The following is a 19,121-nucleotide window of genomic DNA, read 5'->3' as shown; positions in this document are numbered from 1 at the left end:
AGCAATCGTTTGCTGCTCGGCTGTTGCTTGTCGTTACCTGCCTCTTAGGCGATTACGCGCCTGCGGGCAAGGGCGCCTCAATCCGTTGTCCCGAGAAATCGCCGCGTTTGAGCGATGGCGTCGGCCAATCCCAGTCGTTCGATCGGCGCTTCAGGTGGGAAAGCGCCGAGCAGGCGGCTTGGAAGCGCCGAATCTAACATGACAAACACGCCTCGGTCATCGGCTCGCCGGACCAATCGACCGTAAGCCTGCTTGAGCTTGAGGCGGGTCAACATGTCGTCATAGCGCGCGCCGCCGAAGCACTTCTTGCGCGCCTTGTGCAGGATGTCGGGGCGCGGCCACGGAACCCGGTCGAAGACGATCAGCCGGAGGCTCTGGCCCGGCACATCAACACCGTCGCGTACCGCATCGGTGCCTAGCAGGCAGCTATGTTCATCGGCGCGAAAAATATCGACAAGAGTCGAGGTGTCGAGCGGATCGACATGTTGTGCCCAGAGCCGCAACCCGGCGGCATCGAGCGCGGCGTCGATGCGGGAATGCGCCGCGCGCAGACGTGAAATGGCGGTAAACAAACCGAGCGCGCCGCCGCCCGAGGCCTTGAATAGCTCACGATAGGCGGCCGCGACCTGATCCGCGTCGTTGCGGCGAACGTCGGTGATGATGAAGATGCGGGTCTGTTCGCCGTAATCGAAGGGCGAGGGAACTTCCGCCCGCACCGCTTTGGCACCCAACACATGGCGGACCCCGGTACGCGCTTCGGCGCCGTCCCAATCCGCGGCAAAATCGCCGGAGCCATCGCGTAGAGTTGCCGATGTCAACAGCGCGCCATGCGATACGGCAAGCACGGCCTGAGCGAAGGGCCGGGTCGGGTCGATAAAATGGCGATGCATGCCGAGATCAATGTCGCGCCCGTCACTACGCTGAATCGCGAACCAGTCGACATAGCCATCCTCGGCGACATCCCTGACGACATCCTCGGCGCCGCCCTTGACGACACCCACGGCAACATCTGGCCCCGTATCCTCATTGGCGGTGGCCGGAGAGAGCATCAGGGTTTGCAGCATGCCGCACCATGAGGCGAGCTGTTCTTCGCCGCGCCGGGCGACGCCGCGCACCACGCCTTCGATGCGGGCGCGCTGGGCGCTATCAAGCGAATCTGCCTTCTCGTCCAGAGCCGCCGCGAGACGTTGCGCCAAAACCAAGAGCGGGCGACGAATGCCGCCGAGCGCAGATTCAAGTGCTGCCGCCGCGCCGGCCATTCCTTCGATCTCCGGCACTGTGGGCGCCTCCAGGCTATAGGGGCCGTCGCCATCGTTGCTGCGCGCCATCACTTGCTGGCGGATATAGCTGAGAAATTTCTCCGTCGGACCATGCGCCCCACCTTCCGCCACGCGTTTTGCCCAGTCATCGGACGGCAAGGCCCGCGCCGCATTGAGTGCCTGATCCAACGCCTGCAAGGCGGTTTCGTCCTCGAAGATCAAATCCTCGACGCGGCTTCTCAAGCCACGACGGCGGGTTGCGCCGCTCCGCTCGGCGCCCATCAGCCAGCGCCTCAGTTCGCGTGCCTCACTGCCGGTCAAATGTGCCGAGAAGGCCGAATCCGCCGCACCGAAGACATGATGCCCCTCGTCGAACACAAAGCGTGTCGGCGCACCTCGTTCGCCGGAGGCAAAAGCGCCCTGTGCGGCCTGCACCATGACCAGCGCATGGTTGGCGATCACGATCTCGGCGCCGCGCGCCTTGCGTTGATTTTTCTCGACGTAGCATTTGCGGTAATGCGGACAGGCGGAATAGATGCACTCGCCGCGCCGGTCGGTCAGGGCGAGGGTGCGGCCATAGCCGAACAAATCGGCCAACCAGGCGGGGAAATCGCCGCCCACCATATCTCCATCACGCGTCGCCTCGGCCCAGCGCGCCATCATCGCCATCGCAATGCGGTCACCCGGTATCAAAACACTGCGGCTGACCGCCTCTTCCAAATTCAACAGGCAGAGATAATTCTCCCGCCCTTTGCGCACTACCACCTTGTCAGCTTTGACGGCACTGTCGGGAAACAGCCGGTCCAATTCGCCGTCGATTTGCCGCTGGAGGTTGCGCGTGAAGGTCGACAGCCACACGGTGCCTTCGTTCTTTTCCGCCCATAGACTGGCCGGCGCGATATAGCCTAGCGTCTTACCAACACCGGTTCCGGCCTCGGCCAGCACCAAATGCGGCTGTTCTGGCTCCAATGCCGGCTGAAACGCGCCGCACACCGCCGAGGCATAATCCGCCTGTTGCGGACGCGCTTCGGCACCTTCGCCAAGCAGTTCCGCCAGGCGCGCGCGGGCCTCGGGATTGCTTACACCAAAATGACTTGGTGCGGCCAGCGGCGCCGAATCCTGCCATTCCTTGAGTCGCGTCCAAACGGCAAGGGCATTGTTTTCGCTGGTGGTGGGCGCCCCGGGCACGGCGCTGCGCTTCTGAGCCGCCGGGCCAAGCGCTCGCACCACGGCTTCGCCCCAAATCCACCCCGCTTTCTCCAGCACGGCGGCGATCCGGATCGTCGTATCCTCGCGTTCGGATTGTTCCGCCGATACGCTTTGATTGGCCAGCGCCAATAGCATTGCCGTTGCTGCGTCGAGCAATAGCAGCGCTTCACCGGCATGATCGCTCGGCCGCTTCAAGGCCAAGGCGTCGGCCAAACCGATTGCTGTCGGCAAACAAAACCCTGCCGGGCGGACAAAGGCGTAGAGTTCGAGAAGGTCATAGGCATGAAACGCGTTGATGCCGAGACGCCGCGCCATCGCACGGGCGTGACAGACAAAAGGCGGTGGCCCCTGGACCAGGCGCCTGGCCGCCTCACTCGGCGATATCTCTTCGATTTCGCCGGTCACGCCAAGCCACACCGCGCGCCCCGGCGCCAGCACCAAGGCCGGCGCCTCTGGCACCAGGACGCGCCGTGCCATGGTGCGCTTTTCTTCGTCAGGGGGGGCGGCTCGTGGCATGCTGGCAGTATAGTCATTGACGAGCTTAGTTCGCTTGACGCATTTTGCGCCGCACATGAAATAATCGGGGACGACCAGCGATGACCGGCGATTCAGCCAGGCTCAACGAGTTCGCACGCGACGCAAAAGCTTGGCCGTTCAAGGAAGCCCACGAACTCGCCAAGCGGTTCGAGAAGCACCCTCCGTCGAGCGGCGCCGTCCTCTTCGAAACCGGATACGGGCCGTCCGGATTGCCGCATATCGGCACATTCGGCGAGGTAGCGCGGACGACCATGGTGCGCCGAGCATTTTCTCTGCTGTCTAACTTGCCGACCCGGCTGGTGGCATTCTCCGACGATATGGACGGCTTGCGCAGCGTGCCGAGCAATATCCCGAACGGTGAAGCGATGACGCCCCATCTCGGCAAGCCGCTGACCAGCGTCCCCGACCCGTTCGGCACCCATGAGAGTTTCGGCCATCACAATAATGCCCGCCTGCGCGCGTTTCTCGACGCGTTCGGCTTCGAGTATGAATTCAAGAGCTCCACGCAAGCGTACCAAGACGGCGAATTCGATACGGCGCTTCTCGATGTTTTGCGCAATTATGAGAAAATCATGGCGGTCACTCTGCCAACACTGGGTGCGGAGCGCCAAGCCACTTACAGCCCGTTCCTGCCGCTCTGCCCGAGCACCGGACGGGTGTTGCAAGTGCCGATCACAGCGCGTGACGAAGACGCCGGCACGGTGTGTTACCAGAACGAAAACGGCAAAAGCGTCGAAGTGCCGGTTACCGGCGGCCATTGCAAACTGCAATGGAAGGCCGATTGGGCGATGCGCTGGCATGCTCTGGGCGTGGACTATGAAATGGCGGGCAAGGACCTCATATCCTCGGTTGAGCTGTCCGGAAAAATCTGCCGAATTCTCGGATCGACGCCACCGGCTGGCTTTATCTATGAGCTCTTTCTGGACGAAAACGGCGAAAAGATCTCGAAATCCCGCGGCAATGGCCTCACCATCGACGAATGGCTAAGCTATGGCTCGCGGGAGAGCTTGTCGCTTTACATGTTCGCCACACCGCGCCGCGCCAAGCGCCTGCATTTCGATGTGATTCCACGCCACGTCGACGATTATTTCAGCCATCTTGAGAAGTTCTCGGAACTAGGCCCGGCGGAGCAGTTGGAAAACCCCGTATGGCATATTCATGCCGGCCAGCCACCAGCACCGGAAGCGGGTATCAGCTATGCCGTCCTGCTCAACCTCGCCAGCGTGTGCAATACCGAGGACCCCTCGGTTCTGTGGGGATTCATCAGCCGCTATGCGCCGAATGCGACGCCCGATACAACGCCCATTCTCGACCATCTCGTGGCGCTCGCGATCAATTACTACCGCGATTTCGTCAAGCCAGATAAGCGTTACCGCCAGCCGGAGGCCAACGAGGCGAAGGCGCTGGAAGAGTTGGTTTCAGTCCTCGACGCGTTGCCGGAAGACGCCACCGCCGCAGACATTCAAAGCGAAGTCTATGAAATCGGCAAACGCCATGGCTTTGAAAATCTGCGCGAATGGTTTAAAGCGCTCTACGAAATATTGCTCGGCCAGGAACAGGGCCCGCGCATGGGGTCGTTTATCGCACTCTATGGAATTTCCGAAACCGCGGCGTTGATTCGGCGGGCTCTGGCCGGCGAGAATCTCGCCGGCTGACAGCGCTAATCGCTGCTCGAACGTTCCAGAATGGGCTGAGGCAGGGGTTTTTCAGCGGCCGCGGCATGGCGCCGCGAAAACAGATGTTTGCCCTCCGCCACCTGCCAGGCGATCAGTGCCGGTGCGCCAATAACTAATTCCCGCACCCGTTTGATCAGCGAGAGCGCCAACGCGACCTCCGGACCGATTCCAATGACGGCACCAAGGAGGACAAACGCGCCTTCCTGGACACCGACCGCGCCCGGTACGAAAAAGGCTGCCGCCCGCACCGCCAGGATTAGGCTCTCCAGCAACAGCGCATCGGCAATGGTAACCGGAATATCCATAAAATAGAGCGCCAGCCAGATTTCTGCCGCCCCCAAAGTCCAGGCAATCATTTGCCCTGCTGCGTTGAACGTCAACGCCCAGCGCCGCCGATAAAGCGTGCGGATGGCTTCGTCCAAAGCCTCTGCACCGCCAACCGCCTTTACCCAATCACGGCCCTTGGAGACGCGCGATACCGTGCCGACCAAATAACTGAACAGGCCGCGATGCTGGAAAAAGCAAAAAAAGATCACTAACACGAGGCCAAGCCCGACGCCGGCGCCGGCGCCCTTGGCGATATCATTGTGGCCATAATGCGCCAGCAAAAGACCAACGCCGACCAGCGTAAAGAGAAGCTGCGTAAGTGTGCTCAAGGTCAGGTCGACAACGACGCTGGCACCGACAGTTTTTCCCTGAAAGCCACGCATTACGAGAAGCCGGGTGCGGACCAGTGCGCCGCCGACTTGAAAGGCCGACATTAGCGTATTCACGCCTTCGCCAATCCAGCGCGCCCACAACAACAGGCCGACAGGCCGTGGCGTGTCTGTCGGGAACAGGAAACGCCAGACATAGCCATCAAGCGCGATCGGTACCAATCGCGAAAGGATAACGAAAACCAGCCCCCAGCCGACCGCGGCAATAGCCGCTGCGACATCTCCAACTCCCTGGTAGAGCACGAGAGCGATAATCGCGCCGATTCCGGCGATCAGGGCACCAAATGCCACAACACGCACTGGCGGTATTTCTCCTCCCAATAATCGACGCCGCGCGAGCGGATTTCCGGCCAATCCTTGGGCGTCCCCCGAAAAAAGGCGCGATTTTCGGCGATCCCCCAGCGATGGCGGCGAAACCTTAACCGAAAGGATTATTCCTTGCAAAGCCGTCCCTGCCACACAGCCATGGTGACGGGCCTAAGGGTTCTACAACTTATCTGATATGGCCGTAAATTCTCAAAAATTGTGTAGCGGCCAGCACCACCGTGCCCACAGGCTATATTCATGTCGCGGATAAATGCGAAATCTTAACCATAAATCAAGGCTCTCCAGGCAATGTGCGAGCTTCACCAACGGAAATGCGCGCTTCAAGAATGTCCGTCTTATTCCATGGTCTGGTCGCTTTAAGTTATATCGCAATCGCGGCAGCCGCTGCATTCGGTCTGCCGCTATTGAGTACCGGCATCGAACCGATGCTCGCGCTGTTTGCGGGTGCGGCGATACTGGTCGTGAGCGCGCTGGGACACCAAAGTGTGGTGCAAAACAAACGCGGCCGTTACATCGCGCATGAGCTCAGCGCCGTGACGTCCACCAGCGCGGCCGTGCAACGCGATTTGGAGCTTGCGCGCAACGAACTGCGCGAAATCAAAACTCGGTTTAGCGACAGCCACCCTCTCGGGGTTCCCGGGGCCGATCTTGAAGCCAACACGCGCTCGAGCAACGAGGTGCTCGGCGAATTGCGCCTGTTGCGGACTCTTTTCTCACAGTTGACCAACAAGAAGGGCGCAGAAAAACACGCGGCACCAGTGGCACAGAAAACGCCACGCCAGAAAACGCCGCCACCGCCCGACGATCCAATAATGGGCGAAAATTTCGATATTCTAGAGGCGCGGCAAACGGCCAAGGTCACCAGCGAGTACCGCGCGAGCTACATGGATTTAAGCAGCTCTGTGCATCAGCAGCCGCACTCGGGGCAGGTGGAATTTCCCGACAACCAAAACCAAGATTTTTCGGATGCGCTACCGCTCGGCGGCAACGCGCAGGATATACTTGCAATTACGCGTGACGCCCTGGAGCGCGCCCGAGTCAGTCTTTTCCTGCAACCGATCGTTTCGCTGCCGACACGCCGGGTCGAATATTATGAGGCCTATTCCCGCATCCAAGACCATGCCGGAAACTTTATCGGTCCACGCCAATATCTAGAACTCGCCGAGCGCGCGGGTCTTGTCGGCGCTATCGACAACAATCTCCTGTTCCGCTGCATTCAATTGTTACGTCGGGTGCGGCGGCACAATCGGGACTATGGATTCTTCTGCAATGTGTCGCCACACACTCTGCGCGACGAAACATTTTTCGGCCAATTCATTGAATTTCTGTCCGAGAATCTGGAACTGGTGGACGATTTGATTTTCGAGTTTTCGCAGAACGATGTTGAAACCCACTACAACGAATTTGCAGAAAATCTCGAACGCATGGCCAAATTGGGGTTCAGTTTTTCGATGGATCGCGTCGAACGCCTCGATCTCAACTTCGTAGAAATTGCCAAACGCAGCTTCCACTAAGTCAAGGTCGATGCTGCAAATTTGATTTCCCTGGCCCACACCGAAAATGGGCTGGAGCAGCTGCGCTACTTGCAAGAGGATTTGGCTGATTCACGCGTCACGATGATCGTGGAGAAAATCGAAACCGAACCCCAGCTTGTAGAGCTTCTCGACCATAATATTCGCTATGGGCAGGGCTATCTTTTCGGCGAACCGCGTGAAAGTAAGCCGTGACCTAGCCCTTTCAAAAGATGTCTGTCTGTGTCAGAAGCGTGTTCGTGGTTGAACCTTGGGCAACATGAACATACCGCTCCTGCCCGGCCTCGCCGATTTCAGCGAAGCCTATGACGGCTTTATTCTCGATATCTGGGGCGTAGTGCACCAGGGCGGCGCCGCCTATGACGAGGCCGTCGACTGCGTCCGCCAACTGCGCGCCGCCAGCAAACGGGTCATATTTCTGTCGAACGCGCCGCGACGGGCGGAAAAGGTCGCCGCTATTCTGGAAAGCAAGGGCATCGCACGGACGCTATATGACGGGGTGCTATCTTCCGGCGAAGCAGCGCGGATTGCCTTCGAATCCGGCGACGCGGCGGCGTTGGGGAAATTGGGCAAGCGCTATTTTCTGCTGGCGGCGCCGGACGACGATGATCTTCTGCGCGGCCTCGATTATACGTCGTCGGCAACGGTTGCAGAGGCCGATTTTCTGCTCGCGATCGGACTGAGCGACGAACGTTCGAGCTTGGCGGCGCATGAGCCATTTCTCAGCGAAGCGGCTTCGCGCGGCCTGACGATGCTGTGCGTCAACCCAGACCGTGAGGTGATCCGCCTGGGCACGCGCGAACTGTGCGCCGGCGCTTTGGCGGCGCGTTACGAACAAATGGGTGGCGCCGTGACCTATGTCGGCAAGCCCTACCCGTTCATTTACCGCCTGTCCCTCGACATGCTGGGCATCGCGCAACAGTCGCGTGTACTGGCGGTGGGCGACGGGCTGGAAACCGATATATCTGGCGCCCGCGCGGCGGGCCTTGATTCTCTCTTGGTAACCGGTGGCCTCCTAGCCGAGGAGCTTGGTGTGTCGCGCCTTGAAGCGCCCGATCCGGCTACCTTGAATGCGATCTGCCGCAAGGCAAACGAACGCCCGCGCGCCGCAATTCCGACATTGCGCTGGTAAATTTAGACGGCCACACGGCCTCTTCAACAGATGTTTATTGGTGTGTGCACCGCCCTTTGCCGATAGTGACGGTATGAAGGCGATGGTGCGAAAAATTTCCTGGTTTGCGCCCGGACAACCACAAATTCTACCGCTCAGCGTAGCGCTCTTGGTATTGGCCGGTGGCGTCGCTTATTTGAGCGACGTGGTGGGCGGACGGCAGGCTGCGCTCTACCTCATCGGCGGTGCCCTCGGCATCTCGCTCTATCACGCGGTGTTCGGCTTCACCGGCGCCTATCGCCGCCTGCTGGTGGAAGGCCGCGGCTCCGGCGTGCGGGCGCAGTTGCTGATGCTGGCTGCGGCCAGCCTGGTGTTCGCCCCGCTTCTCGCCAGCGGCAGTGTTTTTGGCCAATCTTTGAGCGGCGCCTTGGCGCCGATCGGTGTGTCGGTGATGGCCGGCGCATTCATCTTTGGCGTCGGCATGCAGCTCGGCGGCGGCTGTGGGTCGGGCACGCTCTTTACTGCGGGCGGCGGAAGTACCCGCATGATGGTGACTCTGATCGGCTTCATCGCCGGTTCGCTCGCCGGCTCGGCGCATCTGCCATGGTGGGTGGAACAACCGAAAATTGCCGCCGTCTCGCTGTACGGCGAACTGGGCTGGCCGGGTGGCCTGGTGCTTCAATTGGCGTTCATCGCCGCACTTGCCGTAGTGACCATCCGCATCGAACGCAAACGTCACAGAACGCTGGAGAGACGCGAACCCGTCGCGAGTTGGAAAGAGGCCTTCCAACGCCTGGTGTTCGGGCGTTGGCCGATTCTCTGGGGTGCGCTTGCCCTGGCGATTCTCAACGTCGTCACATTACTTGTGGCCGGGCGGCCATGGGGCATCACCTGGGGCTATACGCTATGGGGCGCCAAAATCGCCGATGCCGCCGGCCTCGACGTGGCGGCGTGGGAATTCTGGCAATGGCCGTACCCGGCGCGCATGCTGGACGCCGGAATTGAGCAGGATGTCACATCGGTGATGAATATCGGCATTGTGATCGGCGCCGCGCTTGCTGCTTCGCTTGCCGGGCGCTTTGCCCCTTTGATGCGAATTCCGCCTCTCTCGCTCGCCGCGGCGCTGATCGGAGGGCTATTGTTGGGCTACGGCGCGCGGCTTGCCTTCGGCTGCAATATCGGCGCGTTTTTCAGCGGCGTCGTGTCGGGCAGCTTGCATGGCTGGGTGTGGATTATTTTCGGGCTTCTCGGCACCTTCGCCGGCATTTATCTCCGCCCGCTATTCGGCCTCAAGGGTGTGAAAATTAATTTCACCCGCCGCTAATCTCTCCGCGACAGTTCATGACAGGTCCAGAGCGCCATGGTTAAGGTCAAAAGCGCGCCTGCCTGATGGGCGATGCCGAGCGGCACCGGAACGAACAGCAGCAACGTGGAAATACCGAGCGCGAGTTGCGCCAGGGCGACCACCGCCCAGGCGCCAAACGCGCGGCGCGCGCCCGTAGAAAGCGGCTGGCGAAGGCCGACAAGCCATAAAATCATCGTGGCGATGATCACCATCAGGGCGAGAAGGCGGTGATCGAGCTGCACCAACGGCAAGTTTTCGAAAAAATTGCGCCACCACGGCTCGAGCCGGAGGATATCGGCCGGCACGAATCTGCCGTCCATTAGAGGAAAGCTGTTGTAGGCGAGACCGGCGTCGTTGCCGGCGACAAAGCCGCCCGACAGGATGGTGAGAAATATCGCCCCGGTCACGACCGACGAGGCGATCCGCAGCGCCCGGCCCTGGCCACCGGCTAGCCGGGCGCGCCGGGCCGGCTGCAAGAGCCTCATGGCAGTCCACAGCATATAGGCATAGATGATCACGGCCAGGCCGAGATGCGCGGTCAACCGGTAAGGGCTGACATCAGGGCGCTCCACCAGGCCACTCTGAACCATGTACCAGCCGAGCACTCCCTGGAGCGCGCCAAGCACAAACATGACGGCCAGCCTCGGCGCCAAGTGCCACGACACTTGCCGGCGCAGCAGGAAATAGAGAAACGGCAGGGCGAACGCGACGCCGATCGCTCGGCCGAGAACGCGGTGGCTGTATTCAAACAGGAATATCCGTTTGAACTCGGCCAATGTCATGGCGAAATTGATCTTCTGATATTCGGGAAATTCTTGATATTGCTGAAACACGTTTTGCCAGGCCGCCTCGCTCATCGGCGGCAAGACACCGAACAGCGGACGCCATTCGACCATCGACAGGCCGGAATGGGTGAGGCGAGTTGCGCCGCCCAGCAAGACCATGGCGAAGATCATAGCGCACAGAACGAACAGCCAGATGGCGATTGCGCGCTCCTTGTTCGGCGCTGTTATCATTACGTGCTCAGTCTGTGCTCAGTCGATGGTCCGGCGCTTGATGATTTGCATTCCCAACATGCTCATGACGTCTTCGCCGTGCTGATTGAAGATCGTCATGCGATATCTGAGAATCCCCCGATCAGGTTTGGAACGCGACGGCTTCACTTCAAGTGCCTCGCCGCGGAGGCGCAATGTATCGCCCGGGCGAACCGGTTTCAGCCAACGCAATTCGTCTATTCCCGGTGAGCCCATACTGGCGCCCGGCGCGAACACTTGTGCCTGAAGCATGAGCCGCAAGCCGATGGCCATGGTCTGAATACCGCTCGCAATCAAGCCGCCGAAAGGTCCGTCCTTCGCCGCCTCGACATCCATGTGAAACGGTTGCGGGTCGTATTTGAAGGCGAATTCGAGAATTTCGGCCTCGCTCAGAGTTTTTCCCTCGGTCTCGAATGTCGAACCCTCGGAGAAATCGTCGAGATAGCAATGGAACATGAGCGCCTCCGGTTTGGCGGATGCGATTTTACGTCTCCGGCCATCCGCCGCCAAGGCGAAAGGTCGATATTTTAAGCCGCCGGAGCGAAATGTGCCGCTTCCCAGGCCAACATCGCGCGCTTGCGCTCCGGGCCCCAATAATAATTGTGGAACCGGCCTGACTTGCGGATCACCCGGTGACAGGGAATCAAATAGGATACCGGATTGGCGGCGACGGCGCCGCCGACGGCGCGCGCCGCGCCCGGCTTGTCGAGCGCACCTGCCAAAGCATCGTAGGAAACGACGGCACCAGGCGGGATGCGCAGCAACGCCTCCCACACCTTGAGCTGGAAATTGGTGCCGCGCAGGTCGAGCGCAAGTTTTCCGCCGGCAGCGCCGAAGATGTGCGCCGCGGCGCCGGCGGTCTGGTGATGGTCCTCGCGAAATTTTGCGTAGCACCAGCGCCGCCTAAAATCCTCAAGCGGCGTGGCTGATGCCGCGTCGTCGGCAAACCCGAGGGCACAGACACCGCGTTCGGTTTCGCCGATAAAACATGGCCCGAACGGGCTGGGGTGAACGCCATAGACGATCTCGATACCGTCGCCCTCACGTTTAAAATCGCCGGGTGTCATGGCCTCATAGGTGACAAACAAATCATGCAGACGACCCGGCCCGCTGAGACCAGAATCATAGCTGGCATCCAGCACAGAGGCCGAATCCGCCAGGCACCGGCGGGCATGGTCGAGCGTCAGATATTGTACGAAGCGTTTCGGCGAAATTCCGGCCCAGCGCTTGAACATGCGCTGAAAATGGGTGGCGCTTAGGCCAACCGCTTCGGCGACCGTCTCCAATTCCGGCTGGTCGCGAAAGTTTTCTTCGAGATATGAAATCGCGCGTTCGACGCGGGCGTAATCGCGCGACTGATGCTGCAACTCGGCATATTCACTCATGGCGCTGTCCTCTCTCCGATAATCATATTCAACAGCAACCTAGAACAACGGCAAACCTGCGCCCACCCGATTGTTGCGCGCTCAATAATCGTCGAGTGGACGAACCGTCACGGTGTGATCCAGCGGGCCGTGCCCGCCGCCAAATCCCGGCGCAGCAATAATCGCCCGGCGCACATATTCACGCGCCCGCCTGACGGCATCGCGCAATTCCATGCCTTGGGCAATGCCGGTGGCGATTGCCGAAGCCAGCGTGCAGCCAGTGCCATGGGTGTGTTTGCTTTGAATCCGCTCAGCTTCAAACAGCTCCGTACCATCCTCGGTTTGCAAAAGGTCGGTTAGTCGATTGCCTGTCATATGGCCGCCCTTGAGCAACACGGCAGGCACGCCTTGGCTGTACATCATCTCGGCGGCGCGCATCATATCGTCACGAGTCTTGACGGCTATTCCGGTGAGGACTTCGGCCTCGGGTATATTTGGCGTGATGACCGAGGCACGCGGGATCAGACGTGCTTTGAAGGCCTGCAGGGCGTTTTCTTCGAGCAGCCGGTCTCCGCTCTTTGCGACGAGCACCGGATCGACGACCAAGGGAATGTCCCTCGCCTTCGTAGCGATCACTTCAGCCACGGCTTCAATGATATCGTGGCTGTACAACATGCCCGTCTTGATGCAATCGACGCCGATATCATCGAGCATCATGTGCATTTGCCGCGCCACCATGTCGGCTGACACCGGCTCAATCCTGGCGACAGTCATGGTATCCTGCGCGGTCAACACGGTAATGGCCGTTCCGCAATAGCCGCCGAGCGCGGTGACAGTCTTCACATCGGCTTGAATACCAGCGCCGCCGCCGGAATCCGACCCGGCGACGATAAGGACGCGGCCTTTCACTTGGCCGTCGCTTCGGCGCGTGGCTTTAAGCCAATTTCTAATGTCATTGCACCGCCTCGTGCATGGCGCTGACAATGTCGCCGACGACTTCGTTGACCAGGTTTTCATCGTCGCCTTCCGCCATCACGCGGACAACAGGTTCGGTCCCCGATTTACGGATCAACAAACGGCCGTCCTGCCCCAAGCGGGACTCTCCGTCGGCTATCGCGCGTTTCACCTGGGTGAAGTCGAGCGGATCCTGATGGCTATAGGTCACGTTGCGCAGCGTTTGAGGAATGGGCGTAAACAGCCGCGCCACCTCGCTCGCCGGTTGGCCCGAAGCCGCCAGCACGGCTAAGGTTTGCAGGGCGGCGATCAAACCATCGCCAGTGGTGCCGTAGTCGCTGAGGATAATATGTCCGGACTGCTCACCGCCCAGATTGAAGCCAAATTGGCGCATATGCTCGACCACATAGCGATCTCCAACTTTGGTGCGCTCCAGGGTCAAGCCAATTTTTTTGAGATAGCGCTCCAAGCCAAGGTTCGACATCACCGTGGCAACAATGCCGCCGCCGCGAAGGCGATCCGTGCGCGCCAAATTGTGCGCGACCAAAGCCATGATCTGATCGCCGTCCAGCAACGCGCCGGTTTCATCGCACATGATGACCCGATCGGCGTCGCCGTCGAGCGCCATGCCGAGATCGGCGCCATGCGCCACCACGGCAGCTTGCATAACGCCGCAATGGGTGGAGCCACAGCCTTTGTTGATATTCAAGCCATTCGGCTCGACACCGACCGAGACCACTTCCGCGCCTAATTCCCACAGCACGCTGGGCGCCACCTTGTAGGCCGCGCCGTTGGCGCAATCGACAACGATTTTCAGCCCGTCGAGACGGAGATTGCGTGGAAAGGTATTTTTGGCGAATTCGATATAGCGGCCCTCCGCGTCCTCGAGCCGTTTGGCCCGCCCGAGCTGCGCCGGGGCTGCGCGATGGGCTACATCGGCATTGCCGATGCGCGCTTCAATCGCCGCCTCGACCTCATCTGAAAGCTTGTAGCCGTCGGGGCCGAATATCTTGATGCCGTTGTCTTCGTACGAATTATGTGACGCCGAGATCATCACGCCGATATCCGCACGCAGCGAGCGCGTCAGCATGGCGACCGCCGGCGTCGGCAATGGGCCGACCAAGACCACGTCCATGCCGACGGATATGAAGCCGGCGGTTAACGCCGGCTCCAGCATATAGCCCGACAGGCGGGTATCTTTGGCGATGATGACGCGGTGGCGATGGTCGCCGCGCAGAAAATGCGCACCCGCAGCTTCGCCCACGCTGAGGGCGATCTCCGCCGTCATGGGCGGCTTGTTCGCCCTGCCACGGATGCCATCTGTGCCAAACAATTTGTTCGCCATCGTCCGTCACTTGCCTCGGCGATCACAGCCGCGCCGCGCGACTCCAGTTGTCATTAATACCATATTACGTTGATTCCATACCCGACATGTCGCCACGGATGGCCTGCCAGACCTTTATCGCCTGCACGGTTTCGCGCACATCATGGACTCTGACGATCTGCACGCCTTGCGAAATCGCATGTAGGGCGCCGGCAATCGAGCCCGGCACGCGCGCACCGGCGGCCTCGCCGGCGCTCAGACGGGAAATGAAATATTTGCGCGACAAGCCGATCAATAACGGACATCCGAGAGCGTGAAAGAGGCCGACATCCCGCAAGATTTGCAGATTGTGCGCCATCGTCTTGCCGAAGCCGATGCCGGGGTCGATGATCAACCGGCGACGCGCAATGCCGGCCGCTTCGCAGGCCTCAATGCGCCCTTCCAGGTAATCAAATATGTCGAGCGCCACATGATCATAGACCGGCGCTTCTTGCATGGTCTTGGGCGTGCCCTGCATGTGCATGAGAATGACCGGTGCGGCAAAGCGCGCTGCCACGTCCAAGCTGTCTGGGTCGGCGGTCAGGGCAGAAATGTCATTGATGATTTTGGCGCCCGCATCCAGTGCCGCGGCCATGACTGCGGCGCGGCGGGTATCGACCGAGACAATCAGGCCGTCGCCGGTTAGTGCTGCGATCACCGGCATCACGCGATCCAGCTCCTCTGCTTCGGACGGCGCGCGTGAGCCCGGGCGGGTTGAAACGCCGCCGACATCGATGATATCGGCACCGGCTTCGCGCATATCCATTGCCGCGGCGATGGCCGTACCACAATCGAAGTTCTCGCCGCCGTCGGAGAAGCTGTCGGGCGTGATATTGAGCACGCCCATGATGCGCGGCCGATCCATGCCGAGGCCGCAAACAGGGCCGCGCACGGCATCGGCGCGTGCCAACAGAGCAGAAATGCGCTCTTGCGGAGCACCGCCGACCCGACAAGCACCGTCTTCCAAATCGGCGCGACAAAGGCGCATTCGCGTTTCTTGCGCAGCGGTGGCGACGATGAGTTCGAATTGATCGACGGAGCTGGTGGCGCCGGGCAGCGCCGTCAACCGGCGCAAATAGATACGGGCCCCGTCGTGAATCCCTTGCCAGGCGAGGTCAGACGGGGAAGATGCGTTCATCCTAGCGCGGTCGACAGCGGCGCAGCAGCCGAAACCGCGGAGTTAGGCACCTGGCTGCGGTTTGGGTTCTAGACCGCCGGTGCCGGTTGCATCGCCTGAGCTTGGTACTGTGCCGTGTTTGCCGCGCCGTGGCGGCGGCTCATCATCATCATCCAGCCGTGATAAGGTCTCGCCGCGCAGAATCGCGTCGATCTCTTCGCCGTTCAGCGCTTCATATTCGAGCAATGCGTTTGCCAAACTATGAAGTTGATCCACATTGGAGTTCAATATTTCCTGCGCCTGTTTATAGCCTTCATCAACAATGCGGCGCACTTCGCGGTCGATCGCATTGGCGGTATCTTCGGACACATGCTTCGTCTGGGTTACTGAATGTCCGAGAAAGACTTCCTGCTCGTTTTCGTTGTAGGAGAGCGGGCCCATTTCGTCGGACATGCCAAACTGAGTTACCATGCTGCGCGCAATCGCGGTCGCCATTTTGATATCCGATGAGGCACCGCTGGTCACTTTTTCGTAGCCGAATACCATTTCCTCGGCGATGCGCCCGCCCATAGCGACGGCGATATCGGTTGTCAATTTCTCGCGGCTTAGCGATATGCGATCGCCTTCCGGCAGGCGCACGACCATGCCGAGCGCCCGGCCGCGTGGGATGATGGTGGCTTTGTGGATTGGATCAGACGCCGGCATATTTACTGCAACAATCGCGTGCCCGCCTTCGTGATAGGCAGTTAAGCGCTTCTCTTCGTCGGTCATCACCATCGAACGGCGCTCGGCGCCCATCATGACCTTGTCCTTAGCGTCCTCGAATTCGGCCATGGTCACGACGCGCTTGGCGCGCCGCGCCGCGAGGAGCGCCGCCTCATTGACCAAATTGGCCAAATCAGCGCCAGAGAAACCTGGTGTGCCACGCGCGATGGTGCGCGGGTTCACGTCCGGTGCCAACGGCACTTTACGCATGTGCACTTTGAGAATTTTCTCGCGGCCTAGCACGTCTGGATTGGGCACGACGACCTGACGGTCGAAACGTCCGGGGCGCAACAGAGCCGGATCCAAAACATCGGGACGGTTGGTCGCGGCGATCAGGATCACGCCTTCGTTCGCCTCGAAGCCGTCCATTTCGACCAGCAATTGGTTGAGGGTTTGTTCGCGCTCGTCATTGCCGCCGCCGAGGCCGGCGCCGCGGTGCCGACCGACCGCATCAATTTCATCTATGAAAATCAAGCAGGGCGCGTTCTTTTTGCCTTGCTCGAACATATCGCGCACGCGGCTGGCGCCGACGCCGACGAACATCTCGACGAAATCGGAGCCAGATATGGTGAAAAACGGGACATTCGCTTCGCCGGCTATCGCCCGCGCCAATAGGGTCTTGCCAGTTCCGGGAGGTCCGACAAGCAGCACGCCTTTGGGAATCTTACCGCCGAGCTTTTGAAATTTCTGCGGATCGCGCAAAAATTCGACAATTTCTTCGAGTTCCGTTTTGGCCTCATCGATTCCGGCGACATCGTCGAATGTCACCCGACCCTGGCGCTCAGTCAAAAGCCTGGCCTTCGATTTGCCGAAGCCCATTGCCTTGCCGCCGCCCGACTGCATCTGGCGCATGAAAAAGATCCAGACACCGACAAGAAGCAGCATCGGGAACCAAGACAATAAAATATTGAGGAACGGCACCCCGCCTTCGATCGGCGCAGCAGTAATTTGAACTTTGTGGGCGCGCAGCGTCGCCACCAGGGATGGATCGTTCGGGGTAAATGTATTGAACTCCCGGCCATCGACATAGTGACCAGTCAGCGTCTGGCCTTGAATGGTGACATCCGAAACCTGGCCGTTTTCGACATCATTCACGAACTCGGAAAATGCCAATTCATGGCTCGGGTTGCGTGTCGAGCCGCCCTGAAATAATTGGAACAGCGCGACCAACAACAGACCGATGATGATCCAAAGCGCTATGTTCTTGCCGAAGCTACCCAACCGAATGTCCTCATTCCTTCCATGACAACCACCCTATCGCAGCCTTGACGCGCCGACCATCTGCCAGCGGCCCGATAGATTCACCAGATAACCGTCGTAATCGCCATATTTTGCCGCTTAATATTCAATAATATACCGGATTAGTACAATATTTCTTAAACTTGTGGTGACTTCCCTCATGCGATCGGACCAAACACGTTCCCGACAGGGTTTTCCGCCGGATAGAATTCTGCCCGACATCCACGCTCGGCGGGCGATCTTGAATATTTTAGATGGGGTACCGCGAGCAGCCCGTCAAGGTCTCTAAACGCCGGCAGCGCAGGACGCGCTGGCGCCGGAATTTTTTGTAGTGCCCTTTCGCCATCGGCCATCACCCGACGCAGCTCTGCAATCCCCTCAGACCCCAGCCGTCCGAGCGTGCATTCTCCTCGGAATTCAGCGCGCCGCGGAAGGGCAGCCCGGAAGCGATTGTCCCACACCAGCTTGTCGCCCGGTTTCATGGCCACGGCTTCGCCCATTGCACCGGGCTCGCGGCAGATCAATAGCCTGCCGCGATAAGGCATGATGCGGCAGCCGCCAAGTGTTGCGGCGCGCTCTGGATAGGAGGCGCGTAGTTGCTCACACAGGCGCTCTAACCGCTCCAGGCGGGCACCAAATGGGCGCGCGCCGACACCCGCTACCAGGCGGCCAAAGAGGCGCACAGACACCGCGTCCGGCGCGCTTCGCCAGGCGTTCCAATCGAGCAGGATGAAGCCGGCCGGGTGAGGCGCCGCTGCGCGAGCCAGCAGTTCACCACAAGCAATGTCAAGCGCTGCCCGGTCTTGTCCGGCGCGCCGCGCCGTGTGGGCGAGGCGGGATGCCGTCATGCCCTCACCGCTCAACGCCTCCAGCGCCGCCGCCAGGCGGGTGCGGGCATAGGCTGAATTGCGGTTGGACGGATCATCGAGCCATGCTTGCGAGCTGTCGCGCAGCACTGCCTTCAAGCGGCACTCGGGCACGGAGAGGAGTGGCCTAATGAGACGCACGGCGGCGCCGTCCGCGGCTTCGATATCCTGCACCAACGGCATGGCCGCCAAGCCGGCGCCGCCACTTCCGGCCGAAAGTCTGAGCAAGACGGTCGCCGCTTGATCCTCCAATTGATGGCCGCTCAAGAGGTGAACGACATGATGGCGCACACACCAATTGGCCAAGCGCGCCAGCCGCGCCATCCGTGCCGCCGCCTGAACGCCGCTCTTGGGCTTCTCACCGCGCCACGGCAAGAGACAATGCGTGATACCGCGTGCCTTGAGCCAGCACGCCACTTGCTCGGCCTCCGCCGCCGATTCCGGACGCAGGCCATGCTCAACGGTAAGCGCCGTGACCCGGCCCCCACGCCGGCGCGCCCAGGCCGCGGCGAGCAAGCAAAGCGCAAGGCTGTCGGAACCGCCGGAAACCGCGATGGCAAGATGCGCGGCCGGCTCGAATGGACCTGCTGGCGCCATCAATCGGCTGAATTCAGCATGAGCCAAACGTTTGGCGGAAAGCGGCGCGCGTTCTGGTGGAACGATGTGAGGCGTCTTCATGGAATCAGCTTAACTGCCCGCTGTGCGGG

The 19,121-nt window shown here is 60.5% G+C and carries 15 protein-coding genes; 5 read left to right on the top strand and 10 right to left on the bottom strand.

Features of this window, described 5'->3' with window-relative positions:
• Window positions 1-77: 77 nt before the first annotated feature.
• Window positions 78-2,945 carry an ATP-dependent DNA helicase gene (locus tag O3A94_03885; GenBank protein ID MDA1355392.1) on the bottom strand — a complete coding sequence of 956 codons (2,868 nt, stop codon included), beginning with the start codon at window positions 2,943-2,945 and terminating at the stop codon, window positions 78-80.
• A gap of 119 nt (window positions 2,946-3,064) precedes the next feature.
• Here O3A94_03885 and O3A94_03880 point away from each other — a divergent pair, with 119 nt between their 5' ends.
• Window positions 3,065-4,660, top strand: a complete 1,596-nt coding sequence (locus O3A94_03880) for a lysine--tRNA ligase (GenBank protein ID MDA1355391.1) — start codon at window positions 3,065-3,067, stop codon at window positions 4,658-4,660.
• Between the two features lie 5 nt (window positions 4,661-4,665).
• Here O3A94_03880 and O3A94_03875 read toward each other — a convergent pair whose 3' ends face one another.
• Window positions 4,666-5,697, bottom strand: a complete 1,032-nt coding sequence (locus O3A94_03875; GenBank protein MDA1355390.1) for a lysylphosphatidylglycerol synthase domain-containing protein — start codon at window positions 5,695-5,697, stop codon at window positions 4,666-4,668.
• 353 nt (window positions 5,698-6,050) lie between these two features.
• On the opposite strand from O3A94_03875, the gene O3A94_03870 reads away from it, so the two are divergent.
• The 4 genes from O3A94_03870 to O3A94_03855 all read left to right on the top strand — a co-directional run bounded on the left by O3A94_03870 (window position 6,051) and on the right by O3A94_03855 (window position 9,691).
• Window positions 6,051-7,238 (top strand): EAL domain-containing protein, encoded by a 1,188-nt coding sequence (locus tag O3A94_03870; protein MDA1355389.1) that lies wholly within the window; start codon window positions 6,051-6,053, stop codon window positions 7,236-7,238.
• 21 nt (window positions 7,239-7,259) lie between these two features.
• Window positions 7,260-7,451 (top strand): hypothetical protein, encoded by a 192-nt coding sequence (locus tag O3A94_03865; protein MDA1355388.1) that lies wholly within the window; start codon window positions 7,260-7,262, stop codon window positions 7,449-7,451.
• A gap of 64 nt (window positions 7,452-7,515) precedes the next feature.
• On the top strand, window positions 7,516-8,388 hold the full coding sequence (locus tag O3A94_03860; protein MDA1355387.1) for a TIGR01459 family HAD-type hydrolase: 873 nt from the start codon (window positions 7,516-7,518) through the stop codon (window positions 8,386-8,388).
• Window positions 8,389-8,428: 40 nt separating this feature from the next.
• Window positions 8,429-9,691 (top strand): YeeE/YedE family protein, encoded by a 1,263-nt coding sequence (locus tag O3A94_03855; GenBank protein ID MDA1355386.1) that lies wholly within the window; start codon window positions 8,429-8,431, stop codon window positions 9,689-9,691.
• Here the strand turns inward: O3A94_03855 and O3A94_03850 are convergent.
• The 8 genes from O3A94_03850 to tilS all read right to left on the bottom strand — a co-directional run bounded on the left by O3A94_03850 (window position 9,688) and on the right by tilS (window position 19,092).
• The gene (locus O3A94_03850) at window positions 9,688-10,728 is read right to left on the bottom strand and encodes a COX15/CtaA family protein (GenBank protein ID MDA1355385.1); all 1,041 of its coding nucleotides are present in this window, start codon (window positions 10,726-10,728) and stop codon (window positions 9,688-9,690) included. The genes O3A94_03855 and O3A94_03850 overlap by 4 nt on opposite strands.
• An 18-nt stretch (window positions 10,729-10,746) precedes the next feature.
• Window positions 10,747-11,202, bottom strand: coding sequence for a MaoC family dehydratase (locus tag O3A94_03845; protein ID MDA1355384.1), 456 nt, complete (start codon window positions 11,200-11,202; stop codon window positions 10,747-10,749).
• A 71-nt stretch (window positions 11,203-11,273) separates the two neighbouring features.
• Window positions 11,274-12,131, bottom strand: a complete 858-nt coding sequence (locus tag O3A94_03840; GenBank protein MDA1355383.1) for a methylated-DNA--[protein]-cysteine S-methyltransferase — start codon at window positions 12,129-12,131, stop codon at window positions 11,274-11,276.
• An 81-nt stretch (window positions 12,132-12,212) separates the two neighbouring features.
• Window positions 12,213-13,019 (bottom strand): bifunctional hydroxymethylpyrimidine kinase/phosphomethylpyrimidine kinase, encoded by an 807-nt coding sequence (gene thiD, locus O3A94_03835; GenBank protein MDA1355382.1) that lies wholly within the window; start codon window positions 13,017-13,019, stop codon window positions 12,213-12,215.
• A 43-nt stretch (window positions 13,020-13,062) separates the two neighbouring features.
• Complete coding sequence (glmM, locus tag O3A94_03830; GenBank protein ID MDA1355381.1) at window positions 13,063-14,409, bottom strand: phosphoglucosamine mutase; 1,347 nt, start codon at window positions 14,407-14,409, stop codon at window positions 13,063-13,065.
• A 64-nt stretch (window positions 14,410-14,473) separates the two neighbouring features.
• Window positions 14,474-15,565: a dihydropteroate synthase gene (folP, locus tag O3A94_03825; protein MDA1355380.1), complete on the bottom strand. Its 1,092-nt coding sequence runs from the start codon at window positions 15,563-15,565 to the stop codon at window positions 14,474-14,476.
• Window positions 15,566-15,607: 42 nt separating this feature from the next.
• The gene (ftsH, locus tag O3A94_03820) at window positions 15,608-17,530 is read right to left on the bottom strand and encodes an ATP-dependent zinc metalloprotease FtsH (GenBank protein MDA1355379.1); all 1,923 of its coding nucleotides are present in this window, start codon (window positions 17,528-17,530) and stop codon (window positions 15,608-15,610) included.
• A gap of 176 nt (window positions 17,531-17,706) precedes the next feature.
• Window positions 17,707-19,092: a tRNA lysidine(34) synthetase TilS gene (gene tilS / locus O3A94_03815; protein ID MDA1355378.1), complete on the bottom strand. Its 1,386-nt coding sequence runs from the start codon at window positions 19,090-19,092 to the stop codon at window positions 17,707-17,709.
• Between the last annotated feature and the right edge of the window lie 29 nt (window positions 19,093-19,121).

Source organism: Pseudomonadota bacterium, from assembly GCA_027624955.1.
In the GTDB taxonomy this organism is placed as follows: Bacteria; Pseudomonadota; Alphaproteobacteria; order UBA828; family UBA828; genus PTKB01.
Note: the sequence above shows the minus strand (reverse complement) of the source record. Positions and strands in the feature narration are given on the sequence as shown.

What these genes read in the sequence shown, in the direction of transcription:
- O3A94_03885 (MDA1355392.1), bottom strand. Translation starts at nt 2,945, where the DNA reads ATGGCACGGCGCGTCCTGGTGCCAGAGGCGCCGGCCTTGGTGCTGGCG.
- O3A94_03880 (MDA1355391.1), top strand. Translation starts at nt 3,065, where the DNA reads ATGACCGGCGATTCAGCCAGGCTCAACGAGTTCGCACGCGACGCAAAA.
- O3A94_03870 (MDA1355389.1), top strand. Translation starts at nt 6,051, where the DNA reads ATGTCCGTCTTATTCCATGGTCTGGTCGCTTTAAGTTATATCGCAATC.
- O3A94_03860 (MDA1355387.1), top strand. Translation starts at nt 7,516, where the DNA reads ATGAACATACCGCTCCTGCCCGGCCTCGCCGATTTCAGCGAAGCCTAT.
- O3A94_03850 (MDA1355385.1), bottom strand. Translation starts at nt 10,728, where the DNA reads ATGATAACAGCGCCGAACAAGGAGCGCGCAATCGCCATCTGGCTGTTC.
- O3A94_03845 (MDA1355384.1), bottom strand. Translation starts at nt 11,202, where the DNA reads ATGTTCCATTGCTATCTCGACGATTTCTCCGAGGGTTCGACATTCGAG.
- O3A94_03840 (MDA1355383.1), bottom strand. Translation starts at nt 12,131, where the DNA reads ATGAGTGAATATGCCGAGTTGCAGCATCAGTCGCGCGATTACGCCCGC.
- glmM (MDA1355381.1), bottom strand. Translation starts at nt 14,409, where the DNA reads ATGGCGAACAAATTGTTTGGCACAGATGGCATCCGTGGCAGGGCGAAC.
- folP (MDA1355380.1), bottom strand. Translation starts at nt 15,565, where the DNA reads ATGAACGCATCTTCCCCGTCTGACCTCGCCTGGCAAGGGATTCACGAC.
- tilS (MDA1355378.1), bottom strand. Translation starts at nt 19,092, where the DNA reads ATGAAGACGCCTCACATCGTTCCACCAGAACGCGCGCCGCTTTCCGCC.